26 protein-coding genes and 1 pseudogene are annotated in these 24,846 nt (G+C 64.1%); 16 read left to right on the top strand and 11 right to left on the bottom strand.

The annotated features are described in order from the left end of the window. Nucleotides 1–41: 41 nt before the first annotated feature. The 5 genes from AC5V87_RS13780 to AC5V87_RS13760 form a co-directional block, all read right to left on the bottom strand. Nucleotides 42–311: a hypothetical protein gene (locus AC5V87_RS13780; RefSeq protein ID WP_456839575.1), complete on the bottom strand. Its 270-nt coding sequence runs from the start codon at nt 309–311 to the stop codon at nt 42–44. Nucleotides 312–411: 100 nt separating this feature from the next. After that, nucleotides 412–1,812: a hypothetical protein gene (locus AC5V87_RS13775; RefSeq protein ID WP_495371288.1), complete on the bottom strand. Its 1,401-nt coding sequence runs from the start codon at nt 1,810–1,812 to the stop codon at nt 412–414. A gap of 161 nt (nt 1,813–1,973) precedes the next feature. Next, on the bottom strand, nt 1,974–3,350 hold the full coding sequence (locus tag AC5V87_RS13770; protein ID WP_456839577.1) for an ATP-binding protein: 1,377 nt from the start codon (nt 3,348–3,350) through the stop codon (nt 1,974–1,976). 95 nt (nt 3,351–3,445) lie between these two features. Then, nucleotides 3,446–4,111 carry a response regulator transcription factor gene (locus tag AC5V87_RS13765; protein WP_456839578.1) on the bottom strand — a complete coding sequence of 222 codons (666 nt, stop codon included), beginning with the start codon at nt 4,109–4,111 and terminating at the stop codon, nt 3,446–3,448. Nucleotides 4,112–4,340: 229 nt separating this feature from the next. Beyond that, nucleotides 4,341–4,496 (bottom strand): hypothetical protein, encoded by a 156-nt coding sequence (locus AC5V87_RS13760; protein ID WP_162832009.1) that lies wholly within the window; start codon nt 4,494–4,496, stop codon nt 4,341–4,343. A gap of 230 nt (nt 4,497–4,726) precedes the next feature. On the opposite strand from AC5V87_RS13760, the gene ku reads away from it, so the two are divergent. The 5 genes from ku (at nt 4,727) to AC5V87_RS13735 (ending at nt 7,449) form a co-directional block, all read left to right on the top strand. Next, nucleotides 4,727–5,710, top strand: a complete 984-nt coding sequence (ku, locus tag AC5V87_RS13755) for a non-homologous end joining protein Ku (RefSeq protein ID WP_456839579.1) — start codon at nt 4,727–4,729, stop codon at nt 5,708–5,710. A gap of 58 nt (nt 5,711–5,768) precedes the next feature. Next, the gene (locus AC5V87_RS13750; RefSeq protein WP_456839580.1) at nt 5,769–6,005 is read left to right on the top strand and encodes a hypothetical protein; all 237 of its coding nucleotides are present in this window, start codon (nt 5,769–5,771) and stop codon (nt 6,003–6,005) included. Between the two features lie 304 nt (nt 6,006–6,309). Then, the gene (locus AC5V87_RS13745) at nt 6,310–6,492 is read left to right on the top strand and encodes a hypothetical protein (protein WP_495371287.1); all 183 of its coding nucleotides are present in this window, start codon (nt 6,310–6,312) and stop codon (nt 6,490–6,492) included. A 192-nt stretch (nt 6,493–6,684) separates the two neighbouring features. Further along, a complete protein-coding gene (locus tag AC5V87_RS13740; RefSeq protein WP_456839582.1) occupies nt 6,685–6,849 on the top strand; it encodes a Flp family type IVb pilin in 165 nt (54 codons plus the stop codon). 357 nt (nt 6,850–7,206) lie between these two features. Further along, the gene (locus AC5V87_RS13735) at nt 7,207–7,449 is read left to right on the top strand and encodes a hypothetical protein (protein ID WP_495371286.1); all 243 of its coding nucleotides are present in this window, start codon (nt 7,207–7,209) and stop codon (nt 7,447–7,449) included. A gap of 82 nt (nt 7,450–7,531) precedes the next feature. On the opposite strand, the gene AC5V87_RS13730 is transcribed toward AC5V87_RS13735, so the two are convergent. Beyond that, nucleotides 7,532–7,720, bottom strand: a complete 189-nt coding sequence (locus AC5V87_RS13730) for a putative quinol monooxygenase (protein WP_495371892.1) — start codon at nt 7,718–7,720, stop codon at nt 7,532–7,534. 40 nt (nt 7,721–7,760) lie between these two features. Between AC5V87_RS13730 and AC5V87_RS13725 the strand changes: the two genes are divergently transcribed. From AC5V87_RS13725 to AC5V87_RS13710, 4 genes are all read left to right on the top strand, one after another. Further along, nucleotides 7,761–8,225 (top strand): hypothetical protein, encoded by a 465-nt coding sequence (locus AC5V87_RS13725; protein WP_495371285.1) that lies wholly within the window; start codon nt 7,761–7,763, stop codon nt 8,223–8,225. Between the two features lie 108 nt (nt 8,226–8,333). Further along, a complete protein-coding gene (locus AC5V87_RS13720; protein WP_495371284.1) occupies nt 8,334–9,968 on the top strand; it encodes a thiamine pyrophosphate-requiring protein in 1,635 nt (544 codons plus the stop codon). Nucleotides 9,969–10,062: 94 nt separating this feature from the next. Continuing rightward, nucleotides 10,063–12,546, top strand: a complete 2,484-nt coding sequence (locus AC5V87_RS13715; protein ID WP_495371283.1) for a GAF domain-containing sensor histidine kinase — start codon at nt 10,063–10,065, stop codon at nt 12,544–12,546. Nucleotides 12,547–12,567: 21 nt separating this feature from the next. Further along, nucleotides 12,568–14,268: an alpha/beta hydrolase gene (locus tag AC5V87_RS13710; protein WP_495371282.1), complete on the top strand. Its 1,701-nt coding sequence runs from the start codon at nt 12,568–12,570 to the stop codon at nt 14,266–14,268. A 3-nt stretch (nt 14,269–14,271) separates the two neighbouring features. On the opposite strand, the gene AC5V87_RS13705 is transcribed toward AC5V87_RS13710, so the two are convergent. Both AC5V87_RS13705 and AC5V87_RS13700 read right to left on the bottom strand, forming a co-directional pair. Next, entirely contained in the window at nt 14,272–15,855 is a 1,584-nt protein-coding gene (locus AC5V87_RS13705) for an MDR family MFS transporter (protein WP_495371281.1), read from the bottom strand. Between the two features lie 153 nt (nt 15,856–16,008). After that, complete coding sequence (locus tag AC5V87_RS13700) at nt 16,009–16,524, bottom strand: YcgN family cysteine cluster protein (protein WP_495371280.1); 516 nt, start codon at nt 16,522–16,524, stop codon at nt 16,009–16,011. A gap of 293 nt (nt 16,525–16,817) precedes the next feature. Here AC5V87_RS13700 and AC5V87_RS13695 point away from each other — a divergent pair, with 293 nt between their 5' ends. The 5 genes from AC5V87_RS13695 (at nt 16,818) to AC5V87_RS13675 (ending at nt 22,189) form a co-directional block, all read left to right on the top strand. Continuing rightward, nucleotides 16,818–19,109: a transglycosylase domain-containing protein gene (locus tag AC5V87_RS13695; protein ID WP_495371279.1), complete on the top strand. Its 2,292-nt coding sequence runs from the start codon at nt 16,818–16,820 to the stop codon at nt 19,107–19,109. 9 nt (nt 19,110–19,118) lie between these two features. Continuing rightward, the gene (locus AC5V87_RS13690; RefSeq protein ID WP_495371278.1) at nt 19,119–19,697 is read left to right on the top strand and encodes a DUF1214 domain-containing protein; all 579 of its coding nucleotides are present in this window, start codon (nt 19,119–19,121) and stop codon (nt 19,695–19,697) included. Then, on the top strand, nt 19,694–20,278 hold the full coding sequence (locus AC5V87_RS13685; RefSeq protein ID WP_456839592.1) for a DUF1254 domain-containing protein: 585 nt from the start codon (nt 19,694–19,696) through the stop codon (nt 20,276–20,278). Before AC5V87_RS13690 ends, AC5V87_RS13685 begins: the two co-directional genes overlap by 4 nt. A 190-nt stretch (nt 20,279–20,468) precedes the next feature. After that, a complete protein-coding gene (locus AC5V87_RS13680) occupies nt 20,469–20,717 on the top strand; it encodes a hypothetical protein (RefSeq protein ID WP_456839593.1) in 249 nt (82 codons plus the stop codon). Between the two features lie 482 nt (nt 20,718–21,199). Then, nucleotides 21,200–22,189 carry an MBL fold metallo-hydrolase gene (locus AC5V87_RS13675; protein ID WP_495371277.1) on the top strand — a complete coding sequence of 330 codons (990 nt, stop codon included), beginning with the start codon at nt 21,200–21,202 and terminating at the stop codon, nt 22,187–22,189. Nucleotides 22,190–22,450: 261 nt separating this feature from the next. Here AC5V87_RS13675 and AC5V87_RS13670 read toward each other — a convergent pair whose 3' ends face one another. Then, nucleotides 22,451–22,612 (bottom strand): hypothetical protein, encoded by a 162-nt coding sequence (locus tag AC5V87_RS13670; protein WP_456839595.1) that lies wholly within the window; start codon nt 22,610–22,612, stop codon nt 22,451–22,453. Between the two features lie 94 nt (nt 22,613–22,706). Here AC5V87_RS13670 and AC5V87_RS13665 point away from each other — a divergent pair, with 94 nt between their 5' ends. Both AC5V87_RS13665 and AC5V87_RS13660 read left to right on the top strand, forming a co-directional pair. Beyond that, nucleotides 22,707–23,270, top strand: a complete 564-nt coding sequence (locus AC5V87_RS13665; protein WP_456839596.1) for a hemerythrin domain-containing protein — start codon at nt 22,707–22,709, stop codon at nt 23,268–23,270. A 119-nt stretch (nt 23,271–23,389) separates the two neighbouring features. Next, on the top strand, nt 23,390–23,665 hold the full coding sequence (locus tag AC5V87_RS13660) for a hypothetical protein (RefSeq protein ID WP_495371276.1): 276 nt from the start codon (nt 23,390–23,392) through the stop codon (nt 23,663–23,665). A 188-nt stretch (nt 23,666–23,853) separates the two neighbouring features. Here AC5V87_RS13660 and AC5V87_RS13655 read toward each other — a convergent pair. Both AC5V87_RS13655 and AC5V87_RS13650 read right to left on the bottom strand, forming a co-directional pair. Continuing rightward, a pseudogene (locus tag AC5V87_RS13655) lies at nt 23,854–24,009 on the bottom strand (Hsp20 family protein); the annotation flags it as partial. 166 nt (nt 24,010–24,175) lie between these two features. Next, nucleotides 24,176–24,844 carry a CBS domain-containing protein gene (locus AC5V87_RS13650; RefSeq protein ID WP_456839598.1) on the bottom strand — a complete coding sequence of 223 codons (669 nt, stop codon included), beginning with the start codon at nt 24,842–24,844 and terminating at the stop codon, nt 24,176–24,178. Between the last annotated feature and the right edge of the window lie 2 nt (nt 24,845–24,846).

Raw genomic sequence — 24,846 nt, 5'->3', positions numbered from 1 at the left:
CGCGACCGCACATAGTCCCGAAACGGTGAAAATCCAACGACTTAGCCGATCTCGAAGTCGGCGCTTTGCGCGGCGTTCTCGCCGTGGCCGTTGAAGGCCCTCAGGAAGTATGTTCCAGGCTCGATGGCGTCGGGCAATCTGATGCGCAACGCCCCGACGGGAACGGGCGATGCAACCCTGGTGACCGTCTCAGACAACTGCCGCCCGCTTGCCTTCTCGACCAGCACCACCTTCGCGCCGACCATCAGCCGTTGATATTTGGCAACAATGACGCGGTTCTCAATCTCGATGGAGCTGATAAAGGGTTTCATGCGCCCACAGATAGAAATTTCCAAGACTTGCATCGCGACCGTAGGGCTCGCCACCGGCAGCGTCAACCACAAATTGTGATCACACAAATATGCGCTTGGATCAGCTTGCGCGCGACGATTTGCGCTCGCCAGTGGCTGCGTTCTCCGCGGCGCGGCTCATCAGCGAGGCGTAATCGTCGCCGAACAGCACCTGGCAGAAGCGAATCGCGGCCTGCACCTGCTGTTGCCGGTAGGTACGGACCTTGTGATCGGCGGCGCGCAGCGATTGCACCAGCTGCTCGGTCGAGCGCTCGACATATTGCTGGAGGTCGGAATAGGTGCGCAGCGTCACCTCGTTGATTGCAAGCTCGCTGGCATAGTTGCGGCAGGTCGCGACGAAATCGATCAGCGCCGCGGTTTCCTCGACCTCGGTGCTGTCGATCCGCGCCCCCGGCGGGATGTCCTTCTCGGGCCGCTGGCGCAGGATGCGGCGGACCCGGCCCGGAACGCTATCGATCTCCGATTGCAGCGCATTGGAGATGTCGGCCCGGATCGAGGTCAGCTGCTTGCCCCAGGCCGAATCGTTGCGCAGATCGAGCTCGGTGCGCAGCCCGCGCACGCCGTCATGCAGCGCCTTGAGGTTGTCGGCGACATTGTCGAAATAGCCGCGCTTGATGTCCATGCGCAGGATCGCAGCAACGCAGGACAGATCGTGCAGAGCTATCGTGACCGCGACACCATAAGGCGTCGCCGCGACGCGGATCTCGTCGTCGGAGGCGGCCATCTTGATGGCGAGGCGGATGATCTGCCAGGGCGCGGCCATCCGCTGCGCCACCATCGACAGGGCGAAAGGCAGCATCTGCGGCGTCTGGAGCACGGGAATGTTGAGCGCCGCCGTCACCGAAGCGATCTGGGGCTCGCCGAAGGCGCGCAGAAAGCGCGGCAGCTTCTCGTTCAACGAGGCGATGGCCTCCCGGACCTGGAGCACCGCTCCGATCGAATAGAGGTCCTCGATCACATTGGGAGGGCCGACCCGCGCGAGCGCGCGCGATTTGTCGCCGCCGCCCGGCCCCGTCAGCTCGAGGATGGCCTCGGCAGCCACAGCCTGGAGCTGGTGCGCGAGCGCCTCGACCTGCCCTCCTGCATCCGCCGGCATGCGCGCCAGCGCCGCCTCGAATTCATTGACCTTGTCCGGCGCACCGTCGCGGCCGAGCCATTGCCAGATCGGATGCAGCGAGGAGCGGCGGATCTGCCCGACCCGGATCGGCACGCCCGCCTCGACCAGAAACGGTTCCAGCGCCTGGAACAGCAGCCGCGACAAATCGTCGGTTCGCGCCGGCGGGACTTCGTCGGCTTCGCTCTTGCGCACGATCTTGCGCAGCTGCTCGAGCACGAGGGTCGCCACCGCCGTGTCCTGGCCGCGCTCGAGCGCGCGCTCGAACTCCCGCATCAGCAGCGCCTGCGACTGCGGCGGGAGCTGCGCGAGATATTCCCTCAGCCGCTCGATTGATGTCTGGCTCATGCGCCCGGTAATGCACGGTAAAATGGCGGACGTGGGATGCGTCCGGGCGCGATCATAGGAGACTGCGCCTTAAGAAGCGGTTGAGGACGTTGGCGCGAATGCCCCGATCCGCTCTGCGGACCGGCCTTCCTCAAACCGAAAACGCCCGTGGAAACAAGGGATTATATTCCTGGGAGCAACAGCTCGGCGCGCAGGCCTCCGATCGGGGCGGCACTGAGAGAGAGGCTGCCGCCATAGAGGGCGGCAAGGTCGGTGACGATGGACAGGCCAAGTCCCGAGCCGGGCTTGGACTCGTCCAGCCGCTGGCCGCGCCGGGAGACCTGGGCCCGCTCGGCCTCCGACAGGCCGCGGCCATCGTCGTCGACGAGAATCCGCAGCCGGGGGCCGGTGCCTGCCTGACGCGCCGTCTCCACCAGGACCTCGATGAAGACCCGGGAGGCGGCCCATTTGCAGGCATTGTCGACGAGATTGCCGACCATCTCCTCCAGATCCTGCCGCTCGCCGCGAAATTTTGCCGAGGGATCGGCCTTGGCCTCGACCATGATGCCGCGGTCGCGGTGGATCTTCTCCATGGTCCGCCGCAACGCCTCGATCGCAGGCGCAACCTCCGTCACGGTCGCGACCACCGAGACCCGCGCTGCAATGCGGGCGCGCTCCAGATGATGGGCGACCTGGTCGCGCATCACGTCGGCCTGCTCCATCACCTTGGCCGCGAACGGCTCGGCGGCGTGGGCGCTGGCCTCGTTGACGATGACCGAGAGCGGCGTCTTGATCGCGTGGGCGAGATTTCCGACATGGGTGCGCGCGCGCTCGACGATCTCGCGATTGGCTTCGATCAGCGCGTTGGTCTCGCGCGCCAAGGGCGCGATCTCGACCGGGAATTCGCCTTCGAGCCGTTCCGCCCGCCCGGAGCGGATGTCGGCGATCGATTCCGAGATGCGCTTGAGCGGCGCGAGGCCGAAGCGGACCTGGAACACCGTGGTCAGCAGCAGCACGATGCCGAGCGCGGTGAAGGTGCCGCCGAGATAATAGTCGAAGCTGCGGGTCTCGTCGAAGATCTCGGTATCATCGCCGGCGACGCTGACCAGGAATTTGCCGTCGGCACCGAGATCGACCGGCCGCTCCACCATGCGCAGATTCTGTCCCTCGGGCCCGTCGACGTAAGCCAGGCGAATGCCGGCGGCGGTGAGCTCGGCGCCCTGATCCTCCAGCTTTGGCAGCTTCTTGTCCCATAGCGAGCGCGAGGAGCGCACCTCCGGCTTCTCGGTGTCGGTGCGCGTGATCTGCCAGTACCAGCCGGACAGCGGCAGCTCGAACAGGGGTTCGCCGAGCGACTGGAACTGGCGGTCCGGCGGCTCGTCGGGGGTCGCGACCTCGGCGATGAGGGTGCGCAGATAGAGGTTGAGCCGGCGGTCGAAGGCGCGCTCGCTCGCATTCTTGTAAACCGAGGACAGCACGACGCCGGTGATGGCCAGGATCACCACCAGCCACGCCGTCGCCGACAGGAACAGCCGGTTGGCAAGTGAGCTAGCAGCCATCGGAACGGTCCCGGCAGGCGCAGGATGTCAGTGCGTCGAACGTCATAACCGGACCAAGGCCCCTGTTCGGGCTGCCGTCAAGCCCGAGAAGGCCTTCAGGCGGCCGGCGGCGTCAGGAGATAGCCGAGCCCGCGGACGGTCTGGATGATGTCGACGTCGAGCTTCTTGCGGATGCGGCCGACGAAGACCTCGATGGTGTTGGAGTCGCGGTCGAAATCCTGGTCGTAGAGATGCTCGACCAGCTCGGTGCGCGAGACGACGCGCCCGGAATGGTGCATCAGATAGGCCAGAAGCCGATATTCGTGCGAGGTCATCTTGACGGGGTTGCCCGATACGCTGACTCGGCCGGTCCGGGTGTCGAGCGTGACGGGGCCGCAAGAGAGCTCGCTCTGGGCATGACCGGTGGAGCGGCGCAGCAGGGCGCGGATGCGCGCCAGCACCTCCTCCAGATGGAACGGCTTGGCGACATAGTCGTCGGCGCCGGCATCGAAGCCCTGGACCTTGTCGCTCCAGCGGTCGCGCGCCGTGAGGATCAGCACCGGCATGGTGCGGCCGTTGCGGCGCCATGCCTCCAGCACCGAGATGCCGTCCTTCTTCGGCAGCCCGATGTCGAGCACGACGGCGTCGTAGGGCTCGTTGTCACCGAGATAAAGCCCCTCCTCTCCGTCGAAGGCTCGATCGACGACGTAGCCGGCGTCGGTCAGCGCCTTGGTGAGCTGGCGATTGAGATCGGGGTCGTCCTCAACAACGAGCAGGCGCACGCTTCTCTCCAGATATTTGGCCGCAGGGACTGCGCTAGAGATGAGCAATTCCGGCGTGAACCGAATATGAACGCGGGGAACCGGCCCGCGTTACTTTTTAGTCATATACGATTCCTCACGCTCGGATGCGACTGCGCCCGCCGCGCATCCGGACGGGCCGGCGGCATGGCGGGCGCAATGTGCCGCGTCATGCGGCGGTCAGGATGGTCCGTGTGACCGGACCCGGCCGTCAGGTCCGGAAGAACACGAACCAGACGACGGCGAGGATCAGGATCGCCAGCCCGGTCGAGATGGCGAGCAGCGCGGCCACCGAAGGCCCGGGCTCGCCCTGGCGGGCCTCGGTCGGAGTTTCGACGATCCGGTTCTGCTCTCGCGTGGTTGCCATGATGCCCTCAATCTCTGGATGTCGCCTCCGATGGCCGACGACCATGTCGCCGCCCTGGAGCCAACGCTCGATCTGATATGATGTTCCGGTTTTGCCCGCGGCCTGAGGCAGCAACCGCGAGCCCAGCTGCCGGTTAACGCAGTTGCAAGATTCCGCGTCGCGCCTTGCTATGATTCGGTGTTCCCCGATGGTATCCTTGTCAGCTGTCCCCGTTGCGTTTGGAGTAGCCCATGGCCCCCCGCGCCAATTGGAAGGGTTTTCTGCGTCTGTCGCTCGTGACCTGCCCGGTCGCGCTGTATCCGGCCACTTCGGATACCGAGAAGGTCTCGTTCAACCAGATCAACCGCAAGACCGGTCACCGGATCAAGTATCTGAAGGTCGACGCCGAGACCGGTGACGAGGTGACCTCCGAGGACATCGTCAAGGGCTACAAGGTCGATACCGACACCTACATCGAGGTCACCAAGGACGAGCTCGACGAGATCGCGCTCGACTCCACGCACACGATCGAGATCGATGAGTTCGTGCCGAAGGCCGACATCGACAACCGCTACCTGATCCGGCCCTATTATCTCGTGCCCGACGGCAAGGTCGGCCACGACGCCTATGCGGTGATCCGCGAGACCATCCGCAGCATGGACAAGGTCGCGATCGGCCGCGTTGTGCTGACCAACCGCGAGCACATCATCGCGCTGGAGCCGCTCGAGAGCGGCCTGATGGGCACGTTGCTTCGCTATCCCTACGAGGTCCGCAGCGAGACCGAATATTTCGACGACATCCAGGACGTGAAGCTGACCAAGGACATGCTCGACCTTGCCAAGCACATCGTCGAGAAGAAGTCCGGCGCGTTCGAGCCGGAGCTGTTCGAGGACCATTACGAGACCGCGCTGATCGACCTCATCAACAAGAAGCGCAGCGGCATGCCCATCACCCCGAAGGCGACGCCAAAGACCGGCGGCAACGTCATCAGCCTGATGGACGCGCTGAAGAAGAGCATCGCGAACGAGAAGGATGCGGCGCCCGCGGCGAAGGTCGCCAAGGAAGCCGTCAAAGGCAAGAAGCCGAAGAAGCGCGTCGAGGGTCAGCGCGAGATGCTGCTGCCGATATCAGGCAAGGGCGGCAAGGACGCTGCTGCGAAGACGGCGAAGGAGCCCGCCAAGAAGGCGGACAAGCAGCTGGTGCGCGCGCCAGCGCGGGCGAAGAAGGCCGGCTAGCGCCATACACCCTCTCATCGCGCTGTGATCTCTCCCCTCGCCGATCGGCCGGCCTGACATGCCCTGGTCGGCGACGTTCGATGATCCCATTGCCTTGCGCGGCGGGCGCGAGCTGCGAACGCTGCAAGAGGCGGCCGATCACATTATGCGGCTGCCCGAGGACGCGCAGCACACCCCCCACTGGCAGACCGCGATCGAGACGCTGATCCATGCGGCCGAGACCGGCGGCGGCTGGATGATGTTCGCCCGCATCGCGATGCTGCGGGCACTGAACGCGGATGCCGACCGCGGCTAGAGCATGCCGAAACTAGGTTCGGCGGGCTGTCCATGGTTCACCTCTCCCTGTCGGAAGAGGTGAACCGAGTCCTGAGCGCGCATCGATTCAACCAAAACTCATCCGCTTCGCTGTGTCGCTCACAAGATCTGCGCTCGCGTTTCTTGCCTCCCGGCGAACAGCCTCAACAATCCGTTAAGGCCGCATCGTGGTTTTCGCTCGCCCTCGGAGGCTGCCACGTAATCCTACGGAAGATAAAATTAACCTTCGATTCCCGCTGCGCATCGCATGGTTGCGCCGTCGATTGAATCCGGGGGGTACGCCCGTGCCGCAGCAGGACGCCAGGAAGAACTATATCAGCCTCGTCAACGACACGGCCGAGAACGAGCGCCTCGCCGGCGGCCCCGCGCCGTCGCAGCCGCGTGTCATGAGCTATCTGGTCGGGCGCCTTGCCGCTGTGCTGAAGCGCTCCGCCGAGGCCGCGCCGGGACGCTCGATCACGTCCTGACCAGAAACAGCATCAAATCCGGCCAAATCAGGTGATGAAACCTTAAGTCAACGCATGGCATCGTATTAAGCCGCAGGCAGAACGCATCCCGCCTGCACTTTTGCGCGCACGCGTCCCCCGAAAGTTAGTGAATCAATTTACCAATCCGAAAACGGCGCCAGCCTACGTTGGACGGATGAACAGGAGTTGACGATGACTTTGCTCAGGTCATTTCTTGCCGATGAAAATGGTGCCACCGCCATCGAGTATTGCCTGATCGCCGCCGGCATCGCGCTCGCGATCGTCACCGTCGTCAACAACACGGGCAGCGCGCTTCTCAACAACAAGTTCAATTCGGTCAGCTCGGCGATGAAATAACGGCCGCTCTGGCCTGACTCGACACCCCCCGCACGCTCGGCGGAGCCCGCACGGCTAGAGCGCGGCAAACTCCCCATTTCCGTCACCTTTTGCAGCCATTTGGGTGCTGATATTCTTCAGCACGGCATGGCCGAACAGTCATGCCTTCGATCATTGAACCAAGGTTGTTTGAGGATGCCGATGAGACGCACGATGGTCCTGGCTGTCAGCTTTGCGTTTGTCGGCCTCTGGTCGCAGGACAGCGCGAGAGGACAGACCGCACCGCCGGTTTCGCTTGCTCCGCCTCAGGCATCTCCGCCGCAAGCGTCGCCCCCACCAGCGAGCGCCAGGAATTCCCGGCCCAAGCGCGATCGGGCCGTGGTGACCGCGCCCGGCGGAGCGCCTTCGACGCCCGTGATCGGCGGGCTTCCGGCATCGCCCAATCCCGCCGCCGACTACGATGGCTTCAGCGTCGGCAGCGAGGACAGCGACACCCCGCGCCAGTTGGCGCCGCCGGCGCGGTCGCGCGGGGCAAAGAACGGCTCCACGGAACTGGACTCGTTCGATCCGGAAGATGAGGCGTTGAGACGAAAGCTGACGATCTGCAAGAACTGCAAATAGGAAAGCATAACGCCAGCCCGTAGCCCGGATGGAGCACAGCGAAATCCGGGGAGCTGTTCGCGGATGCAGTTGCTGACGCCGTTCACCGTCCCCCGACCTCAAGCGCTTCCAAGACCACGGCCGTCCGATCAGCCAGCTCGGGAATTTTTGCCAGATAGGCCTGGTAATGCGGCGTGGCTTGGTGAGCTTCGACGGCCGCGCTGTCACGGTACAGCTCGTCGAGAACGTAGCGATCTTCGTTCGATGTGTCGCGCCAGACATCCCAATGCAGGTTGCCTGGTTCGGTCCTGGAATGCGCATGCCGCTTCCTGATGCGGATCGGCAGCTATCTGGCAGTCCTCGCCCGCGCCTATCTGCGGCAGGGGCGGATCGCGGAGGCGCGCGACGCCATCGCGCGGGCAATCGGCCATCAGGAACGCCAGGGCGAGCGTTGGTGCCGCTCGGAGCTTGAGCGGGTCGAAGCGGCGGTCCTTCTCCACGCCGGCGAGCCGTTGCGCGCCGAAAGGCAGCTGCAGCAGGCGCTCGCCGAAGCGCGAGCCATCGGCGCGATGACCTTCGCGTTGCGCATCTCCATCGACCTTGCCGCGCACTGGATTGCGACCGGCCGCAAGCCCAAAGCTGTTCGCCTGCTAGCCCCGATTTATGACGAATTCACCGAGGGTTTCGAGACACCGGATCTGCTAACTGCTTCGCGCCTGCTGCAGCGCATGCGGCCAACGCCGGGCGGCTGCGGCCATTGTCGCCAGCCGGGGCCGGTGCACGCTCGCGGTGCATAGCTGGCCTTCCGCCCCGCTCACCGCGCCCGCTTTACGCTTCACGGATTTCCTGATCCTCTCTCCTCAATCGGCCGGATCAACCGGCCTCGCTCCAGGGAGAGAGACGCCATGAAGCTCGGCACCGCCATTGCGGAAATCATGAGGCGCGAGGGAATCGAGATCCTCTGCGGCTATCCCGTCAACCATCTGATCGAGGACGCGGCCAAGGCCGAGATCCGCCCGGTGATGGTGCGGCAGGAGCGCGTCGGCATCCACATGGCGGATGCGATCTCGCGGGTCACCTCGGGACGCACGATCGGCGCGTTCTGCATGCAGCATGGACCCGGCGCCGAGAACGCGATGGGCGGCGTCGCGCAGTGCTTCGGCGAATCCGTGCCCGTGCTGGTGCTGCCGATGGGCTATCAGCGCCGGCTGTCGCACATCGAGCCCAACTTCAATTCCAGCGAGGCGATGAAGCCGTTCGCGAAATCCTCCGAACCAATCATCCTGGCCGCGGAGGTCGCCAACATCTTCCGCCGCGCCTTCACGAAACTGAAGAACGGCCGCGGCGGGCCCGTGATCGTCGAAATTCCTTCCGACATGTGGAACGAGGAGGTGCCGGAGCCGCTGAACTACACGCCGGTGCTGCGCACCCGCTACGGTGCCGATCCGGTGCATGTGAGGGAGGCAGCAAGCTTGCTCGTCAATGCAAAACGGCCGGTGATCTATGCCGGCCAGGGCGTGCATTACGCGCAGGCCTGGCCGCAATTGAAACGCCTCGCCGAGCGGCTGGCCATTCCCGTCACCAGCAGTCTCGGTGGCAAGTCGTCGTTTCCGGAAACGCACCCGCTTTCGCTCGGCTCGGGCGGTCTCGCCGTACCGCGCGCGGTGCCGAAATTCCTCAGCGATGCCGACGTCATCTTCGGCATCGGCTGCTCCTTCACCGAGACCAATTTCGGCATCGCGATGCCGAAGGGGAAGACCATCATCCACTCGACGCTTGATCCGAACCATCTCAACAAGGATGTGGAGGCCAGAATCGGCCTCGTCGGCGATGCCGGCCTCGTGCTCGATGCGCTGCTGGAGGAGATCGGCAAGACCGTTACCTCGGATCACGACGCCTCAGCCGTCGCGGCCGAGATCGCGGCCTCGCATAAGGAGTGGCTGGCGAAATGGATGCCGAAACTCACCAGCAATGACGCCCCGCTCAACCCCTATCGCGTGCTGTGGGACCTGCAGCACACTGTCGATATTGAGAATACCATCATCACTCATGATGCCGGCAGCCCGCGCGACCAGCTTTCGCCGTTCTGGAAAGCGGTAAAACCCCTCACCTATCTCGGCTGGGGCAAGACCACCCAGCTCGGCTACGGCCTGGGGCTGGCGATGGGCGCCAAGCTCGCAAAGCCCGACAAGCTCTGCGTCAATGTCTGGGGCGATGCGGCCATCGGCTTCACCGGCATGGATTTCGAGACCGCGGTGCGCGAGCGCATCCCGATCATGTCGATCCTGCTCAACAATTTCTCGATGGCGATCGAGCTGAAGGTGATGCCGGTCTCGACCGAGAAATATCGCTCGACCGACATTTCCGGCGACTACGCCGCGATGGCGCGCGCCTTCGGCGGCTATGGCGAGCGGGTGACCAAGCCCGAGGACATCATCCCCGCGATCAAACGCGGCATCCAGAAGACGCAGGAAGGCATACCCGTGCTGCTCGAATTCATCACAGCCAAGGAGACCGAGGTGTCGCGGCCGGGCACGTGAGGCCGGGCCTCGCTGCGGGCGCTGGCTCCGGCCGCAGAAGATGTGATAATCCGCCCTGGTGCCACGCAGGTCGCGGCATCAGGCCGGAATGCGAATGACGAACCCTTCCAACGATGTCGCCGATGCGCTCGCAGCCGAGAACGCGCGGCTGCGCAGCGAACTTGCGAGCGCGCGCGACCGCCAGAGCGCCAGCGCCGAGATCCTGCGCACCATCGCGGCCTCCCCTTCCGACGCCCGGCCGGTGTTCGAGGCGATCGCGTCCAGCTCGAAACGCCTGCTCGGCGGCTTCTCCGCCACCGTGCTCCAGTTCATCGGCGACGAACTGCATCTCGTCGCCTATACGCCGACGAGCCCGGAGGCGGACGCGGGACTGAAGGCCTCGTTCCCGCGGAAGATCACGGAGTTTCCGACCTTCGAGCTGGTGCGCGGCGGCGAGACCATCCAGTTTCCCGACAGCGAAGCCGATGACGTCCCGCAGCTCAACCGCGATCTCGCGCGGCTGCGCGGCTTCCGCAGCGTGCTGTTCATGCCGCTGATGAACCGGGGCTCGCCGGTCGGCATGATCAGCGTCACGCGCGCCGAGGTCGGCGCATTCGCGCCCGATCTCGTGCAGCTGCTCCAGACCTTTGCGGACCAGGCCGTGATCGCGATCGAGAATGCGCGCCTGTTCAACGAGACCCAGCAGGCGCTCGAGCGCCAGACTGCCACAGCCGACATCCTGAAGGTGATGGCCGCCTCGCCCTCCGACGTACAGCCGGTGTTCGACGCCATCGCCGCCAGTGCCAACCGCCTGATCGGCGGCTTCTCCACCGCGGTGCTGCGCTATGTGGACGGTGCGGCGCATCTTGCCGCGTTCACCCCGACCGATCCGGCCGGCGACCGCGTGCTGCAGGCGTCGTTCCCGGTGCCGTTCGCGCAGTTCCCGCCCTATCGCCTCGTGGCGGGCGGCAGCGCGGCGCAGCTGCCCGATACCGAGCTCGAGCCGGCAGCCCGCGACATCGCGCGCGCCCGCGGCTATCGCAGCATGCTGTTCGCGCCCCTGATGAGCGAGGCCGAGGCGATCGGCGTCATCATCACCACACGCCGCGCGACGGGGACGTTCGATGCGCATCACGTGCGGCTGCTCCAGACCTTCGCCAACCAGGCGGTGATCGCGATCAAGAATGTCAGCCTGTTCAACGCGACCAAGGAAGCGCTGGAACGGCAGACCGCGACCGCCGACATCCTCAAGGTGATCGCGGCCTCGCCGGCCGACGTCACGCCGGTGTTCCAGGCCATCTCCGACAGCGCCAAGGCGTTGATTGGCGGACATTCCTCCACCGTCACACGCCTCATCGACGGTATGCTGCATCTGGCGGCCTTCACCACCGACAACGAGGCCGGCAACGCCGAGCTGCTCAGCACGTTCCCGGCGCCGCTCGACTCGTCGGGCATTCACAGCCGCGTGGCGACCAGCGGCGAATATGCGTTCCGCAGCGACATGCAGAACGAGCCCGATCTCACGGAGGCCATGAAGGAGCTGGCGCGGACACGAGGCTATCGCAGCATTCTCGTGGTGCCGATGCTGCGCGACGGCCTTGCGATCGGCACCATCGGCGTGACGCGGCGGGAGCCCGGTCATTTTCCGGAGAAGGCGATCAATTTGCTCAGGACCTTCGCCGACCAGGCCGTGATCGCAGTCGAGAACACGCGCCTGTTCAACGAAGTGCAAGACCGCACACGGGAGCTCGCCAAGTCGCTCGACGATCTGCGCGCCGCGCAGGACCGGCTGATCCAGACCGAGAAGCTGGCCTCGCTCGGTCAGCTCACCGCCGGCATCGCGCACGAGATCAAGAATCCGCTCAACTTCGTCAATAACTTTGCTTCGCTCTCGTCCGAGTTGACCGATGAGCTCAACGAGGTGCTGGCGCCGGTCCCGCTCGCCGACGATGTCCGCAACGAGATCGACGAGCTGACCGGGCTCTTGAAGGACAATCTGCAAAAGGTCGTGCAGCACGGGCGGCGCGCCGATTCCATCGTCAAGAACATGCTGCTGCATTCGCGCGATGGCGGCGGCGAGCACCGCTTGAGCGACATCAATGCGCTGGTCGAGGAGAGCCTCGATCTCGCCTATCATGGCGCACGCGCCGAGAAGCCGCAGTTCGACGTGACGGTGAAACGCGAGCTCGATCCGGCGGCCGGCTCCGCCGACGTTTTCCCGCAGGAGATCACGCGGGTGCTGCTGAACCTGATCTCGAACGGATTTTACGCGGTGACGAGACGCAAGGCGGACAACGGCGCCGCTGGCTACGAGCCGGTCGTGACGGCAATCACGCGCGACCGCGGCGACCATATCGAGATCCGCATCCGCGACAACGGCATCGGCATTCCCGACGAGGTGAAGGCGAAGATGTTCAATCCGTTCTTCACCACCAAGCCGGCCGGCGAAGGCACCGGCCTCGGCCTGTCGATGAGCCACGATATCGTGGTGAAGCAGCATGGCGGCACGATCGACGTCGCGACGGAGCCGGGCCAGTTCACCGAGTTCACGATCCTCCTGCCGCGCAAGAGCAGCTTCCCGGACACGACCACAGGGTAGCGGCGATCGGAAGGGGCCCTCATGACTCTGGCGCGGCTCATTCGGCGACAATTGCTCTCGCTGTCCGGCGTCGGTCTCATGCTGGGCGCCCTGTTCTTCGCGGCCGCGCTGACGCCGACGCTGGTGCCGCGGAGCTATCTCACCCAAGGCGCCCTCGCCGGCGGATGCTTTGCCATCGGCTATCTCGCCGGCAACCTCTGGCGCTGGCTGTGGCACTATCTCGAGCTGCCCGAGCCCTCGGCGCGCCTGCGGTCAGGCGGCAATGCGGTGGTCGCGTCCGGCTGCCTGATCGTCGTCATCATCTATCTGTTGCGCGCCGCCGAATGGCAGAATTCGATCCGCACCGTGATGAAGATGCCGCCGGTCGAGACCGCGCATCCGGTGAAGGTCTGCGGCATCGCCCTTGTCACATTCGCCGCATTGCTGCTGCTGGGACGACTGTTCGCGCTCGTGTCGCGATTCCTCGCCGAGCACGCCAGGCGCATCATTCCACGCAAGGTGGCGAACGTCATTGGTATCGCGGCTGCAGGCCTGCTGTTCTGGTCGATTGCCAGCAATGTCCTGATCAGCACGGCATTTCGCGCGCTCGACTCCTCCTTCCGTGAACTCGACGCCCTGCACGAGCCCGAACGGCCGCAGCCGACCGCGCCCGATCGCACGGGAAGTCCGGCGTCGCTGGTGAAGTGGACGGAGCTCGGGCGCACGGGTCGCCGGTTCATTGCCTCGGGTCCGACCGCAGCGGACATCCGCGCCGTCACGGGCGGGCCCGCACGTGATCCCGCGCGCGTCTATGTGGGCCTCGCCGGTGGAGGCACGGCGCATGCGCGCGCGAAGCTCGCGCTGGAGGAGCTCAAGCGCCAGCACGGCTTTGAACGCAAGATCCTGATCGTGATCACGCCGACCGGGACCGGCTGGATCGATCCGTCTGCGATGGATACGGTCGAATATCTGCACCACGGCGATGTCGCCAGCGTGGCGATGCAATATTCCTATCTCAACAGCCCGCTGTCGCTGCTATTTCAGCCCGAATACGGCGCAGAGGCGGCGCGCGCCCTGTTTGCCGAAATCTACGGCTACTGGACAAGCTTGCCAAAGGACAAGCGGCCGAAGCTGTATCTCCACGGGCTCAGCCTCGGCGCCATGAACTCGGAAAAATCCGCGGAGCTGTTCGAGATGATCGGCGATCCCATTGCCGGCGCGCTATGGAGCGGGCCACCGTTCGAGAGCCGCATCTGGCGCTCGGTCACCGCAAACCGCAACCCTGACTCGCCGGCGTGGCTTCCGGAATTCGGTGACAGCCGCATCGTGCGCTTCATGAATCAGAACGGGCCCACGGTGCCGCCGGATACGCCCTGGGGAGCGATACGCGTCGTCTACCTGCAATATGCCAGCGACGCGATCACGTTCTTCGCCTATCGCGATGCCTTGCAGGCCCCGGCTTGGATGAGCGCACCGCGCGGGCCTGACGTCTCACCGGAGCTGCGATGGTATCCGATCGTCACGATGCTGCAGCTCGCCCTCGATATGGCGGTCGCGACCGATACCCCGATGGGCTTTGGTCATGTCTACGCGCCCGAGCATTACGTCGATGCCTGGGTCGCGGTCACCGATGTCCGTGATTGGTCTGCGGATGCACTGGCGCGGCTCAAGGAAGAGCTCGCGGCGAAGGCGCGGAAGGCCGGCGCGGGCAATGTCGACGACGATCCCGATCGCGGTGGCTAACTCCTATTCCGCCATCTCCACATGCTTGGTAACGGAGGGACCGGCGAGCGGCCGCTCCTCCATCATGATCAGGCAGAACGCGGCGCCGGCCATCAGCGCGGTGGCGGCGCCGAACACGTAGCGGAACGCGTGCCGCATGTCCTCGGTGGGGATCACGACGCTGCCGGCGGCGTGGTGCTCGCCGGCGAGCGGAATGTCGGCGCCGAGCGCGATCAGCAGGATCGCCGCGAAGGCCGCGACCGTGAACGAGGACATCAGCGAGCGGAAGAAGTTCAGCGCGCCGGTGATGGTGCCGACCTGCGGGCGGGCGACCGAATTCTGCAGCGAGACCACGCAGACCGGGAAGGTCGTGCCGAGGCCGAGCGCGAACGCGGCCATCAGCGTCAGCAGGGCCCATAGCGGCAGCGTCGTGAACGTGAGGCCGAGACCGCACAGCGCGGCCCAGGACGTACCGATGATGGCGACGCGCTTGTAGTGCTTGGCGCGCGCCATGGTGCGGCCGGCGATTGCCGCGCCGCAGGTCGAGACCGCCGCAAGCGGGATCAGCGCGAGACCGGCCTTGCTGGCGCTGAGGTGATAGACCGACTCGTAATAAAGCGGCAGCTGGACCGTGAGGCCGGTGATCGCACCGAGCGCGCAGCCGCCGGCCGTCAGCCCATAAGGGGCGACCGATCCGCCGAGCAACGGCAAAGGCAGGAACGGCTCATCCGCCCGCCGCGCGTGCCAGACGAAGGTGACGGCGAGCGCGACAGCGCCGCCGATCATCGCAAGCACCGTCGGCGACAGCCACGGGTAACGCGTACCGCCCCAGGTCAGCACCAGCATGAAGACAACGGCGGAGGCCATCAGCAGCACGCCGCCGAGCCAGTCGACCTCGCGTTTGCGGTGAAAGACCGGGATTTTCTTCATCTTCGGCAGCAGCAGCGCGAGCGCCGCGGCCGTGAGCGGCAGATTGATCCAGAAGATCATGGACCAGTGCAAATGCTCGGCGAATACGCCGCCGATCACGGGCCCCAAAATGCCGCCGACCATCCAGACGCTGGAGAAATAGGCCTGGTATTGGCCGCGCTCGCGCGGGCTCACGACGTCGGAGATCACGGTCTGCACGACCGGCATGATGCCGCCACCGCCGAGGCCCTGCAGGCCGCGCGCCAGAATCAGCATCGGCATATTCGGGGCGATCGCACAGAGGATCGAGCCTGCGACGAACAGGCTGAGCGAGGTGATGATCATGGCCTTGCGGCCGTAGATGTCGCTCAACGTCCCGAACACCGGCGCAACCGCAGTCGAGGCGAGCAGATAGGCGGTGATGACCCAGGACAGGTTCGAGACGTCCTGGAACTGGCGCCCGATGGTCGGCAGCGCGGTCGCGACGATGGTCTGGTCGAGCGCGGCGAGGAACATCGTCAGCATCAGGCTGATGACGATGGTTCGGACCTCGTCCGAGGTCAGCGCCGCGGGCGGAGAGATGGACGGCGCGTCATCGACGCTGATGACCTCGCTCGGAAGGCGGGACAGCTCTTCGGCGATGTCGTCGGGCAAAGCCTGGATGTCGGCAGAACTGCTCTGCCGGTCGAACTTGTTCATCTCGATCGGACGTGATGTGGCGGCACAACGCCGCGAAGGATTCGTTCTATGCAGGCAATGTAGAGAGCAAAATCCTTCCCAGGCAGGCGCCGCAGCGCATGGGTGCATCCCGCGCGGGGGCCATCCCGAACATGTGATCCCGCGTGCGGCGGATCAGTCCTTCGGACGTCGCTTCAGGCGTGCCCGTTTCGGCAGCACGGCCGGCCATTGCACGATGTGGTCCTCGAGCTCCTCGTCCGGGATGTCCTCTTCGCTGCCCTCGACGCGGCCGCGCACGGACACGCCGGCCTCATGCACGGTATTGGGATCGCCTGACACCAGCGGATGCCACCAATAGAGGTCGCGCCCCTCGGCAACGAGCTTGTAGCCGCAGCTCGGCGGCAGCCAGTTCAGGGTGCGGACATTGGCGGGCGTCAGGCGGACGCAGTCGGGAACCTTGTCGGAGCGATTCGGGTAGTCCTTGCAGGCGCAGGTGCCGGCATCGAGCAGCTTGCAGCCGACATGGGTGAAATAGATCTGGCCCGTGTCCTCGTCCTCGAGCTTGTTCAGGCAGCAGCGGCCGCAGCCGTCGCACAGGCTTTCCCACTCTTCCCGAGACATCTCTTCCAACGTCTTGGTTTTCCAGAAGAATCCTTCCTGCCCGGAAGGTCGTTTGGGAGCTGCGGTCATGCGCCTCAACAAGGTTCGAAAGAGCTACGGCTAACGCCATCTAGGGCGTGCGGCCAGCATGCTGCAAGCAAGGCCCTCCAAACGCCCGTAATGAACCGGGGTCAATTAGGCCTGTTGTTCAAAATAGCGAGCCTGACCATTGGTTTATAGGCCATGCTCGGCTAGAAGGAACAACAAGTCCCTCGGGCGCTTGCCGGGCGCCTTGGGTTTGCCGCAACATTCCCTCAAGACGTCCCGGCGCCGCCCCCGGCCGGGTGCTTGAACGCTATCGAACCGAGCCTCAAGGGTTCTAGGTGGTCCAGAACACACCATCCAACTGGAAGAGCAAGGTCCGGAATTTCTTCCTGGACCTCGATGCGCGCATCGACTCCTCGCTGTTCTCCTCGGCCAAGGGCATCCGCGAGCTCTATGAGCGCTACTCGACCTTCATGGACCGTTTCTATGTCGGGCGGTGGAAGCGCTGGGTGTTCATCGAGCCGCTGTCGGAGGCCGCGACCCTCGGGCTGGGCGGGCTCGTGCTGCTGCTCACGCTCGCCATCCCCGCCTTCCGCGAGACTGCGGACGAGGACTGGCTGAAGAAGTCCGACCTCGCGGTGACGTTCCTCGACCGCTACGGCAACCCGATCGGCAGCCGCGGCATCAAGCACAACGACTCGATCCCGCTGGAAGATTTCCCCGACGTGCTGATCAAGGCGACGCTGGCGACCGAGGACCGCCGCTTCTACGACCATTTCGGCATCGACATCGCCGGCACCGCGCGCGCGCTCGTCACCAACGCCCAGGCCGGCGGCGTCCGCCAGGGCGGGTCCTCGATCACCCAGCAGCTCGCCAAGAACCTGTTCCTGAGCAACGAGCGCACCATCGAGCGCAAGATCAACGAGGCGTTCCTCGCGGTCTGGCTGGAATGGCGCCTGACCAAGAACGAGATCCTCAAGCTGTACCTGGACCGCGCCTATATGGGCGGCGGCACGTTCGGCGTCGACGGCGCAGCGCACTTCTACTTCAACAAGTCGGCGCGCGACGTGACGCTGGCGGAAGCTGCGATGCTCGCCGGCCTGTTCAAGGCGCCGACGAAATACGCCCCGCACATCAACCTGCCGGCCGCCCGCGCCCGCGCCAACGTCGTGCTCGACAATCTCGTCGATGCCGGCTTCATGACCGAGGGCCAGGTGTTCGGCGCCCGCCGCAATCCGGCCTTCGCCGTCGACCGCCGCGACGAGGCTTCGCCGAACTACTATCTCGACTACGCCTTCGACGAGATGCGCAAGCTGGTCGACACTTTCCCGAAGTCCTACACCGAGCGCGTCTTCGTCGTTCGCCTCGCGATCGACACCAACGTGCAGAAGGCCGCCGAAGACGCGATCGAGAACCAGCTGCGCCAGTTCGGCCGCGACTATCACGCGACGCAAGCCGCGACCGTCGTCGCCGATCTCGACGGCGGCATCCGCGCCATGGTCGGCGGCCGCGACTATGGCGCCAGCCAGTTCAACCGCGCCACCGATGCCTATCGCCAGCCTGGTTCGTCGTTCAAGCCCTACGTCTACACCACGGCCCTGCTGAATGGTTTCACGCCGAACTCGGTCGTGGTCGACGGCCCGGTCTGCATCGGCAATTGGTGCCCGCAGAACTATGGTCATTCCTATTCCGGCTCGGTGACGCTGACGCAGGCGATCACGCGCTCGATCAACGTCGTGCCCGTGAAGCTGTCGATTGCGATCGGCCAGAAGGAACAGCCGAAGGCGCCGAATCCGGCCAAGATCGGCCGCGCCAAGATCGTCGAGGTCGCGCGCCGCTTCGGCCTCAAGGCGCCGCTGCCCGACACGCCGTCGCTGCCGATCGGCTCGGACGAGGTCACCGTGGTCGAGCACGCGGTTGCCTACGCGACCTTCCCGAACCGCGGCAAGTCGGTGACGCCGCATTCGGTGCTGGAGGTGCGCACCGGCGCCGGCGACCTCGTCTGGCGCTGGGACCGCGACGGGCCGAAGCCGAAGCAGGCGATTCCGCCGAACATCGCCGCCGACATGGCGGGCATGATGAGCCACGTGGTCAGCGAAGGCACCGCGCGCCGCGCCGCGCTCGACGGCATTCCGACCGCGGGCAAGACCGGCACGACCAATGCGTATCGCGACGCCTGGTTCGTCGGCTACACCGGCAATTTCACCTGCGCGGTCTGGTACGGCAATGACGACTACTCGCCGACCAACCGCATGACCGGCGGCTCGCTGCCGGCGCAGACCTGGCACGACATCATGGTCGCCGCGCATCAGGGCGTCGAGGTCCGGGAGATTCCCGGCATCGGCATGGGCCAGAAGCTGCCGCCGCAGCCGAAGGATGCGAACGCGCAGGCCAGCGCGGCGCCGAAAGTGCTGGAGACCAAGCCCGGTCCGCCGCCGGTGCTGACCAAGCGCGGCGCCGACATCCTGGTGCGCGTCGAGAAGATGCTCGACGAGGCCGCCAAGACCGCGAACAAATCGGCGGCCGACGACAGCAAGCAGGCGAGCCCGTCGCCGTCGACGAGCGCGCTCGCCTTCCCGCAGAACTATGCGGAAGAGAATGCGAACGCATCCGCTCCGCGCAAGAACTGATCGACGTCCGTGCGGCTGATCCTGATCACATTGACGGCGCTTCTTCTCGCAACCGTGGTCGGCCTGGGTGCCACCTGGATGACGACCACGCGCGGCACCGAGATCGGCGCGCTGACGATCGGCGCGTGGACTGCGCGTCCGCGCACCGGCACGGCAGACGTCGACCCCTATTCGCGCGCCACCATCGTGCGCAACGGCGAGCTGCCGATCGGCACCGGTGACGGCGTCGCCTTCACCGCCACCGCCGACGACAAGAAGAAGGCACTCGACGGCCGCTGCGACGTCGTCGTCTCCGGCGTGACGCCGCCGGCGCGGTTCTGGACGCTGACGCTCTATGACCGCAAGGGCCATCTGGTCGCCAACTCGCTCCAGCGTTACGGCTTCACCAGCCAGGAGATCGTGCGGTCGTCCGACGGCTCGTTCGAGATCCGCATCGCCGCGCGCTCGCGCGCCGGCAACTGGCTGCCGACCGGCGGCATCGAGCGTTACGGCTTGATGCTGCGCCTCTACGACACCCCTGTCGGCGTTGCCACCCGCACCCAGCGCGATGCGCCGATGCCCACCATCAAGACGGTGGGCTGCTCATGATCCGCCTCATGTTCACCATCGTCGCGGGCGTGGTGCTGGGCCTCGTGGTCCATCTCGTCAGCGTGCTGGCGCTGCCGCGGATCGCGACGCAGGACGCCTATTCGCGGCTGACGCCGATGACCAAGGTCAACGGCGTCACCCAGCTTCCCCTCGCCGATCCGCAGACCTCGCCGATGCCGTTCATGGACCCGGCGTTTGCGATCGCGATCTGCCGCTATGACCTCACGGGCGGCCCGCTCAAGCTGACGGTGCCGGTGAGCCAGGCCTATACGTCGGTGTCGTTCTACACACGCAACGAGATCGCCTATTACGCCATCAACGACCGCTCGGCCGGCAAGAAGGTGATCGAGCTCGACCTAATGACCGAAGCGCAGCACAACGAGCTGCCCGAGGACGAGGAGGTCACGGCGGCCGACCGCCTGATCATCGACTCTCCGAGCACCACCGGCCTGATCGTGATGAAGGCCCTCGCCGCCGAGCCCGGCCTGATGCCGCAGGCGCAGGCCTCGCTCCAGGCCGCGACCTGCGCGCCGCAGACCGAGCCGCCGGCCAAGGCCGAAGCCCCGCGCGGCCGGCGCTGACGCGCGGCTGTTTCGGCCAGCTCAAAACAAAACTTCGAAAACAACCCCATGCACAGTAGAAGGCCGCTTTCCGGCCCATGCCCTGTGCCTGCGGCGAAGCCGTTGACGTTTCGGTGCAAAACGTCGGTTCGGCGCAACAGCTGAGGAACAGTCGCCTGCCCAAGCAGTTGCCTCAACTGGAGGAACGCCGATGAAAACCGCAACCCTTACTTTAGCGATCGTCCTCGCCTGCTCGACCGGCTATGCCTCGGCCCACAGCGCCAAACGCCATCATCATCACGGCTGGTTCAGCTCGATGAACATGATGCACGGTCCCGGAAGGACGGCTGCACGTACCGACCCGAACGGGACGGCGGGCGGGCCGACCAGCGTCAGCGGCACCGGCTCGTCGAGGTTCGGAGGACAAATCCCGGGATCCAGTGGCGCAGCACGACAGTAACTCCGAACAGCTGACGCCTTGAAACCGAAAGGTGGCGCCTTCCGGTCAGTTTGACACGTCGGGCAAAACACCGGCATAATGGCGTCATCGAGAGTTCGTCACACCCGCGCGGAGCAATCCACCGCGGGTGTTTTCATTTGGGGCATGGAGCGATACCCAGGCCGCGTACTCATTAATTTTCTCGATGTCCGGTTTGCCCCGGCAGCGACCGCCTTTGTGCAATTGCAGCAAATGTCGCGATGGGCCACAAGCGGACCAGCCGGGCCTGCTCCACAACCCGAAACAATTCGGCGGACGTCGATCTAAGCGCCGGAAGGTTCAAGTCCCAAGCTCAAAAATGTCTCGTTGCCGATCGGCCGGGAGCATCGGAAGATGAGCGACAGTCCGCGACTTGCGATCGGTGCCATAGTACCCAGCCAGTCGAAGTCGGACTGCGCCAACTCAATCTTCAGCGGAAGTCCAACCGAAGAGGAGGCACATCCATGACATTCGGAAGATGGAGTTTCATCGCCGCCGCTGTCACCTGCGCAATAGTGGCGACCTCTTGCGCGAGCATCGCGGCCGAGCCGAGCAGCAAGATTACGATCCTCTATGACGCGTTTGGCGCCGATCCCGCAATGACAAAGGACTGGGGGTTCTCCGCGCTGGTGGAGGTCGCGGGAAAGCGCATCTTATTTGATACAGGAGATAGCGCGGAGATCTTTGCGAGGAATGTCAGGGCGAAAGGGGTTGACCTTACCGCTCTTGATTTTGTGGTTCTCTCTCACAGGCATTCCGATCACATGGCCGGATTGAGCTATGTGCTCAGTGTGAACCCGAAGGTGAAGATCTACGCTCCCAAGGAGGGATTCGGCATCTACGGTTCATCGCTTCCATCGACCTTCTATCGCAAAGACGATTCTCTGCCTGAAGAGATGCGATATTACGGCGGCAAACCGCCGAACATCCTGGAGTTCGGCGCCGCATGGCCCAATGCAAACTTCGAACTGATTGATCAGACGACGGAGATAGCACCAGGCTTTACTCTGATCGCTCTGGTTTCTGATCTTCCCGGCACAAAGGAACTCAAAGAACTCTCGCTCGCAGTGAACACCCCGGACGGTCTTGTTCTAGTCGTCGGCTGTTCGCATCCGGGAATCGAACGGATTGTCGAGGCTGCAACGGCGATCAACCCTAGAATTCATCTCATAGCTGGGGGCTTTCACCTCGTTGTTGCAGCTGACGATGCCATTGAAAAGATCGTGACGGCGCTCAAGGACAAATTCAAGGTCGAGAACATTGCCCCCGGGCACTGCACGGGCGAACCGACCTTTGCTGCGTTAAAGAAAGCATTCGGCACGCGGTACATCTATGCCGGGCTTGGTACATCGCTGGTCGTCGGGCCTGACATCAATTCCAACGTGCGGCGCGGCGAAGCACCTACCTTTGACGATCTCGCGGTTTATCGTAGGCTGGCCAGTCGCGAAGACTGATTTTCAAGTCAACAGAAGGGCGCGGTCATGGCGAATATCGCTCCCGAGTACGAGTATCGCCATGACCGCAATGGGTCAAAGGCTGCCCTCGGCGTCTCCACGAGGGCTTTCCGCTTAGCCCTCGGAAGCGGACCGTGCGAGGCCATGAAGGGAAGTCAGCCACGGGCCAATTCCGGACGGATTGGGGTCACTCGTCCGATCCTCCTCTCCGGCGAAAACCCTAACTACACCACCGCGCGCGTTCGGCTCCAGTCGTTCCACTTATTCGCGCAGCCCGGCCTGCTTCAGCGCGCCGCTCATTTTCTCCATATCTTCGGGCGAGAAGCAGAACATACGATAATAGGCGTCAGCTTCGCGAATGGCGAAGTCCGGCCGGAATTGAATACGACGAGGCGACACGGTTGAGATCGGGCAATCAGCCACTGTGCGTCGCACCTAATTTGTCTCGGATTTGATCTATCGCAAATACCGATACTGGCCCTGAGACTATATTTTGGCTGGTTTATGGAGCGCTGTCATGATCATAGAGCGCTTATCCCAAGAGCATCGCAACATTGAGAAGTTGCTCGCCATCCTCGAACGGGAACTTGAGGTATTCGACCGCGGAGACCGTCCCGACTACGAGGTCATTCACGCGGTGATCAGTTATTTCGAAGTCTACCCCGAAGTTTATCATCATCCCCAGGAGGACCTGGTCTTTGCCAAGCTGAGGGCGCGAGATCCTGCGGCTGCTGCGAAGATCGGTGATCTAGCTCGCGAACACCAGAAAGGGGCCCAGCTTTTACGCCGCGTCGCTCAGGCGGTCGACGGCGTACTCGCAGATCGTGAAATTCTTCGGGAAGATGTGGATATCATCGTTCGCGATTTTATTGCGCACGAGCGCCGTCACGTGATGATGGAAGATCGCAATTTCTTTCCCGCGGCACTTAAGGCCCTCAAGCCTCAAGATTGGACTGAGATCACTTCGGCCGCAACGAGTCACAAGGACCCACTGTTCAGCGACGTTGCCGAAGAGCGGTTTGACGCACTACGCGCACATATTTTGCGGCTCGAGCAGGAGGCTGACGCCGAGCGAAAGTAGTCGCGATGGTATCGCGCAGTGGCACTGTACCGAGCGACGCTGCGGTCAGGCGCATCAGGATTGGGCTGCGCCTTGCTCCCGCGCTCAAACGCGCTTGCGTCTCGAAGCAGGAGGCTCTGATGCCGGTCGATACCGACAATCTGGAATCGGCCGTGCGCTATGCGTTGTTGACAACGCGCGCTATGGTTCTCTGCCCTTTCCACCCAGAGGTGATCATCCGCGTCGGAGACGACGCCGCTGAAACCCACGCCTATTACCGCGCCAGAAACATCATGAAGAGTGATGGCACGTGCTGGGAGCATGAAGGTCTCACGGACGAGATTGCGCGCCAAGTCACGGATGCGGCCGACGGCGCGTGTCCTCGATGTGCGCAACTGGTTAATTCCCATAACTGACAGGCGCGTCCTATGTTACCGCCCGGAAAATTTCCATATCCGTTCTGGCACGATTAGACCGACTGGGGTGAGGCCGCCAATTCGGTTCTGCTGTGGGTCACTCCGAAGACCGCGAAGATCGTCATCGGGCACCTAGACGAAAAACGGCCCGAAGGCGGCTCTCTGAGGTGCTGCGATCAAATCAGGGGCTAAGCTTTGTTAGGGGGAGCGCCTGTCTTGATATCGATCGTCTTCGAACTCTTCACGACCTTGGTTGGCTTCTTGATGGCGAGATGCAACACGCCCTTGCCGACATGCGCCTCGACAGCCTCAGGTTCAAAAGGCAGGGACATCGACCGATAGTATGAGCCATAGGTCCGCTCCTCGACGTGCCATTCCTTCTCGTCTGTTGTGCTCTCGGCCTTTTTCTCACCGGTCGGCCGTCACTTCGAAGGCATCCTTTGTCTCCGCTACGGCGAGTGGCGGGATACCAGCTCCAATGTAGGCGGCGGCTGGGGGCCAGAAATCGGCTCACGGGGCGATGCCCAGATGATCCGATACCGACTCGATTCCAGGCGTTGCCTCGGCCGCAACGCGCACGGCGGTCTTCTCATCCACGCTGTAGACAAACCCCCAGAGATCGGCGCAGCGGTCATTGACGATGATGTTGAAGGGTCTGTCCGCCCACGGCTGATCCTTGATGCTGTCGACGAAGCGTTGATGCAGCTCGCGGTCGCTTTCAACCCAATCCGCATTGTTGTTGACGCGGGCCAATACTTGCAACAGGTTCGCACGGCTGACGATCCCGACCACCAGTTCTTCCTGAACGATCGGCACCCGCTTGATGCGGTGCTTCTCCATCAAGTTCGCGATTTCCCGCAACGGTGTTTCCGGCTGCGCCGTTATCACCTCACGCGTCATGACATCGCTTACTCGTTTAGCGTGCGACTTGACGAACTCCTTCGCCAGCGCGTCGCTTGATATGATTGCTTCGCGCCCGCTGGAACGGCACCGTTCGGTGCCGATCTCGACGCGCCGGATCAAATCGCCTTCCGAAACGATGCCGACCAGCTTGGCGTGGATATCGATGACCGGGAGCGCGCTTACGCAGTTACTGACCATCGCATTGGCCGCGATTTGAACGGGGATATCGGGGCCAACCGAGATAACCCCGCGAACCATCACGTCCCGCGCTTGCATCT

It is taken from the genome of Bradyrhizobium sp. SOJA106, from assembly GCF_059448745.1.
The sequence above is the reverse complement of the archived record's forward strand: the minus strand, read 5'-3'. Positions and strand labels throughout refer to the sequence as shown.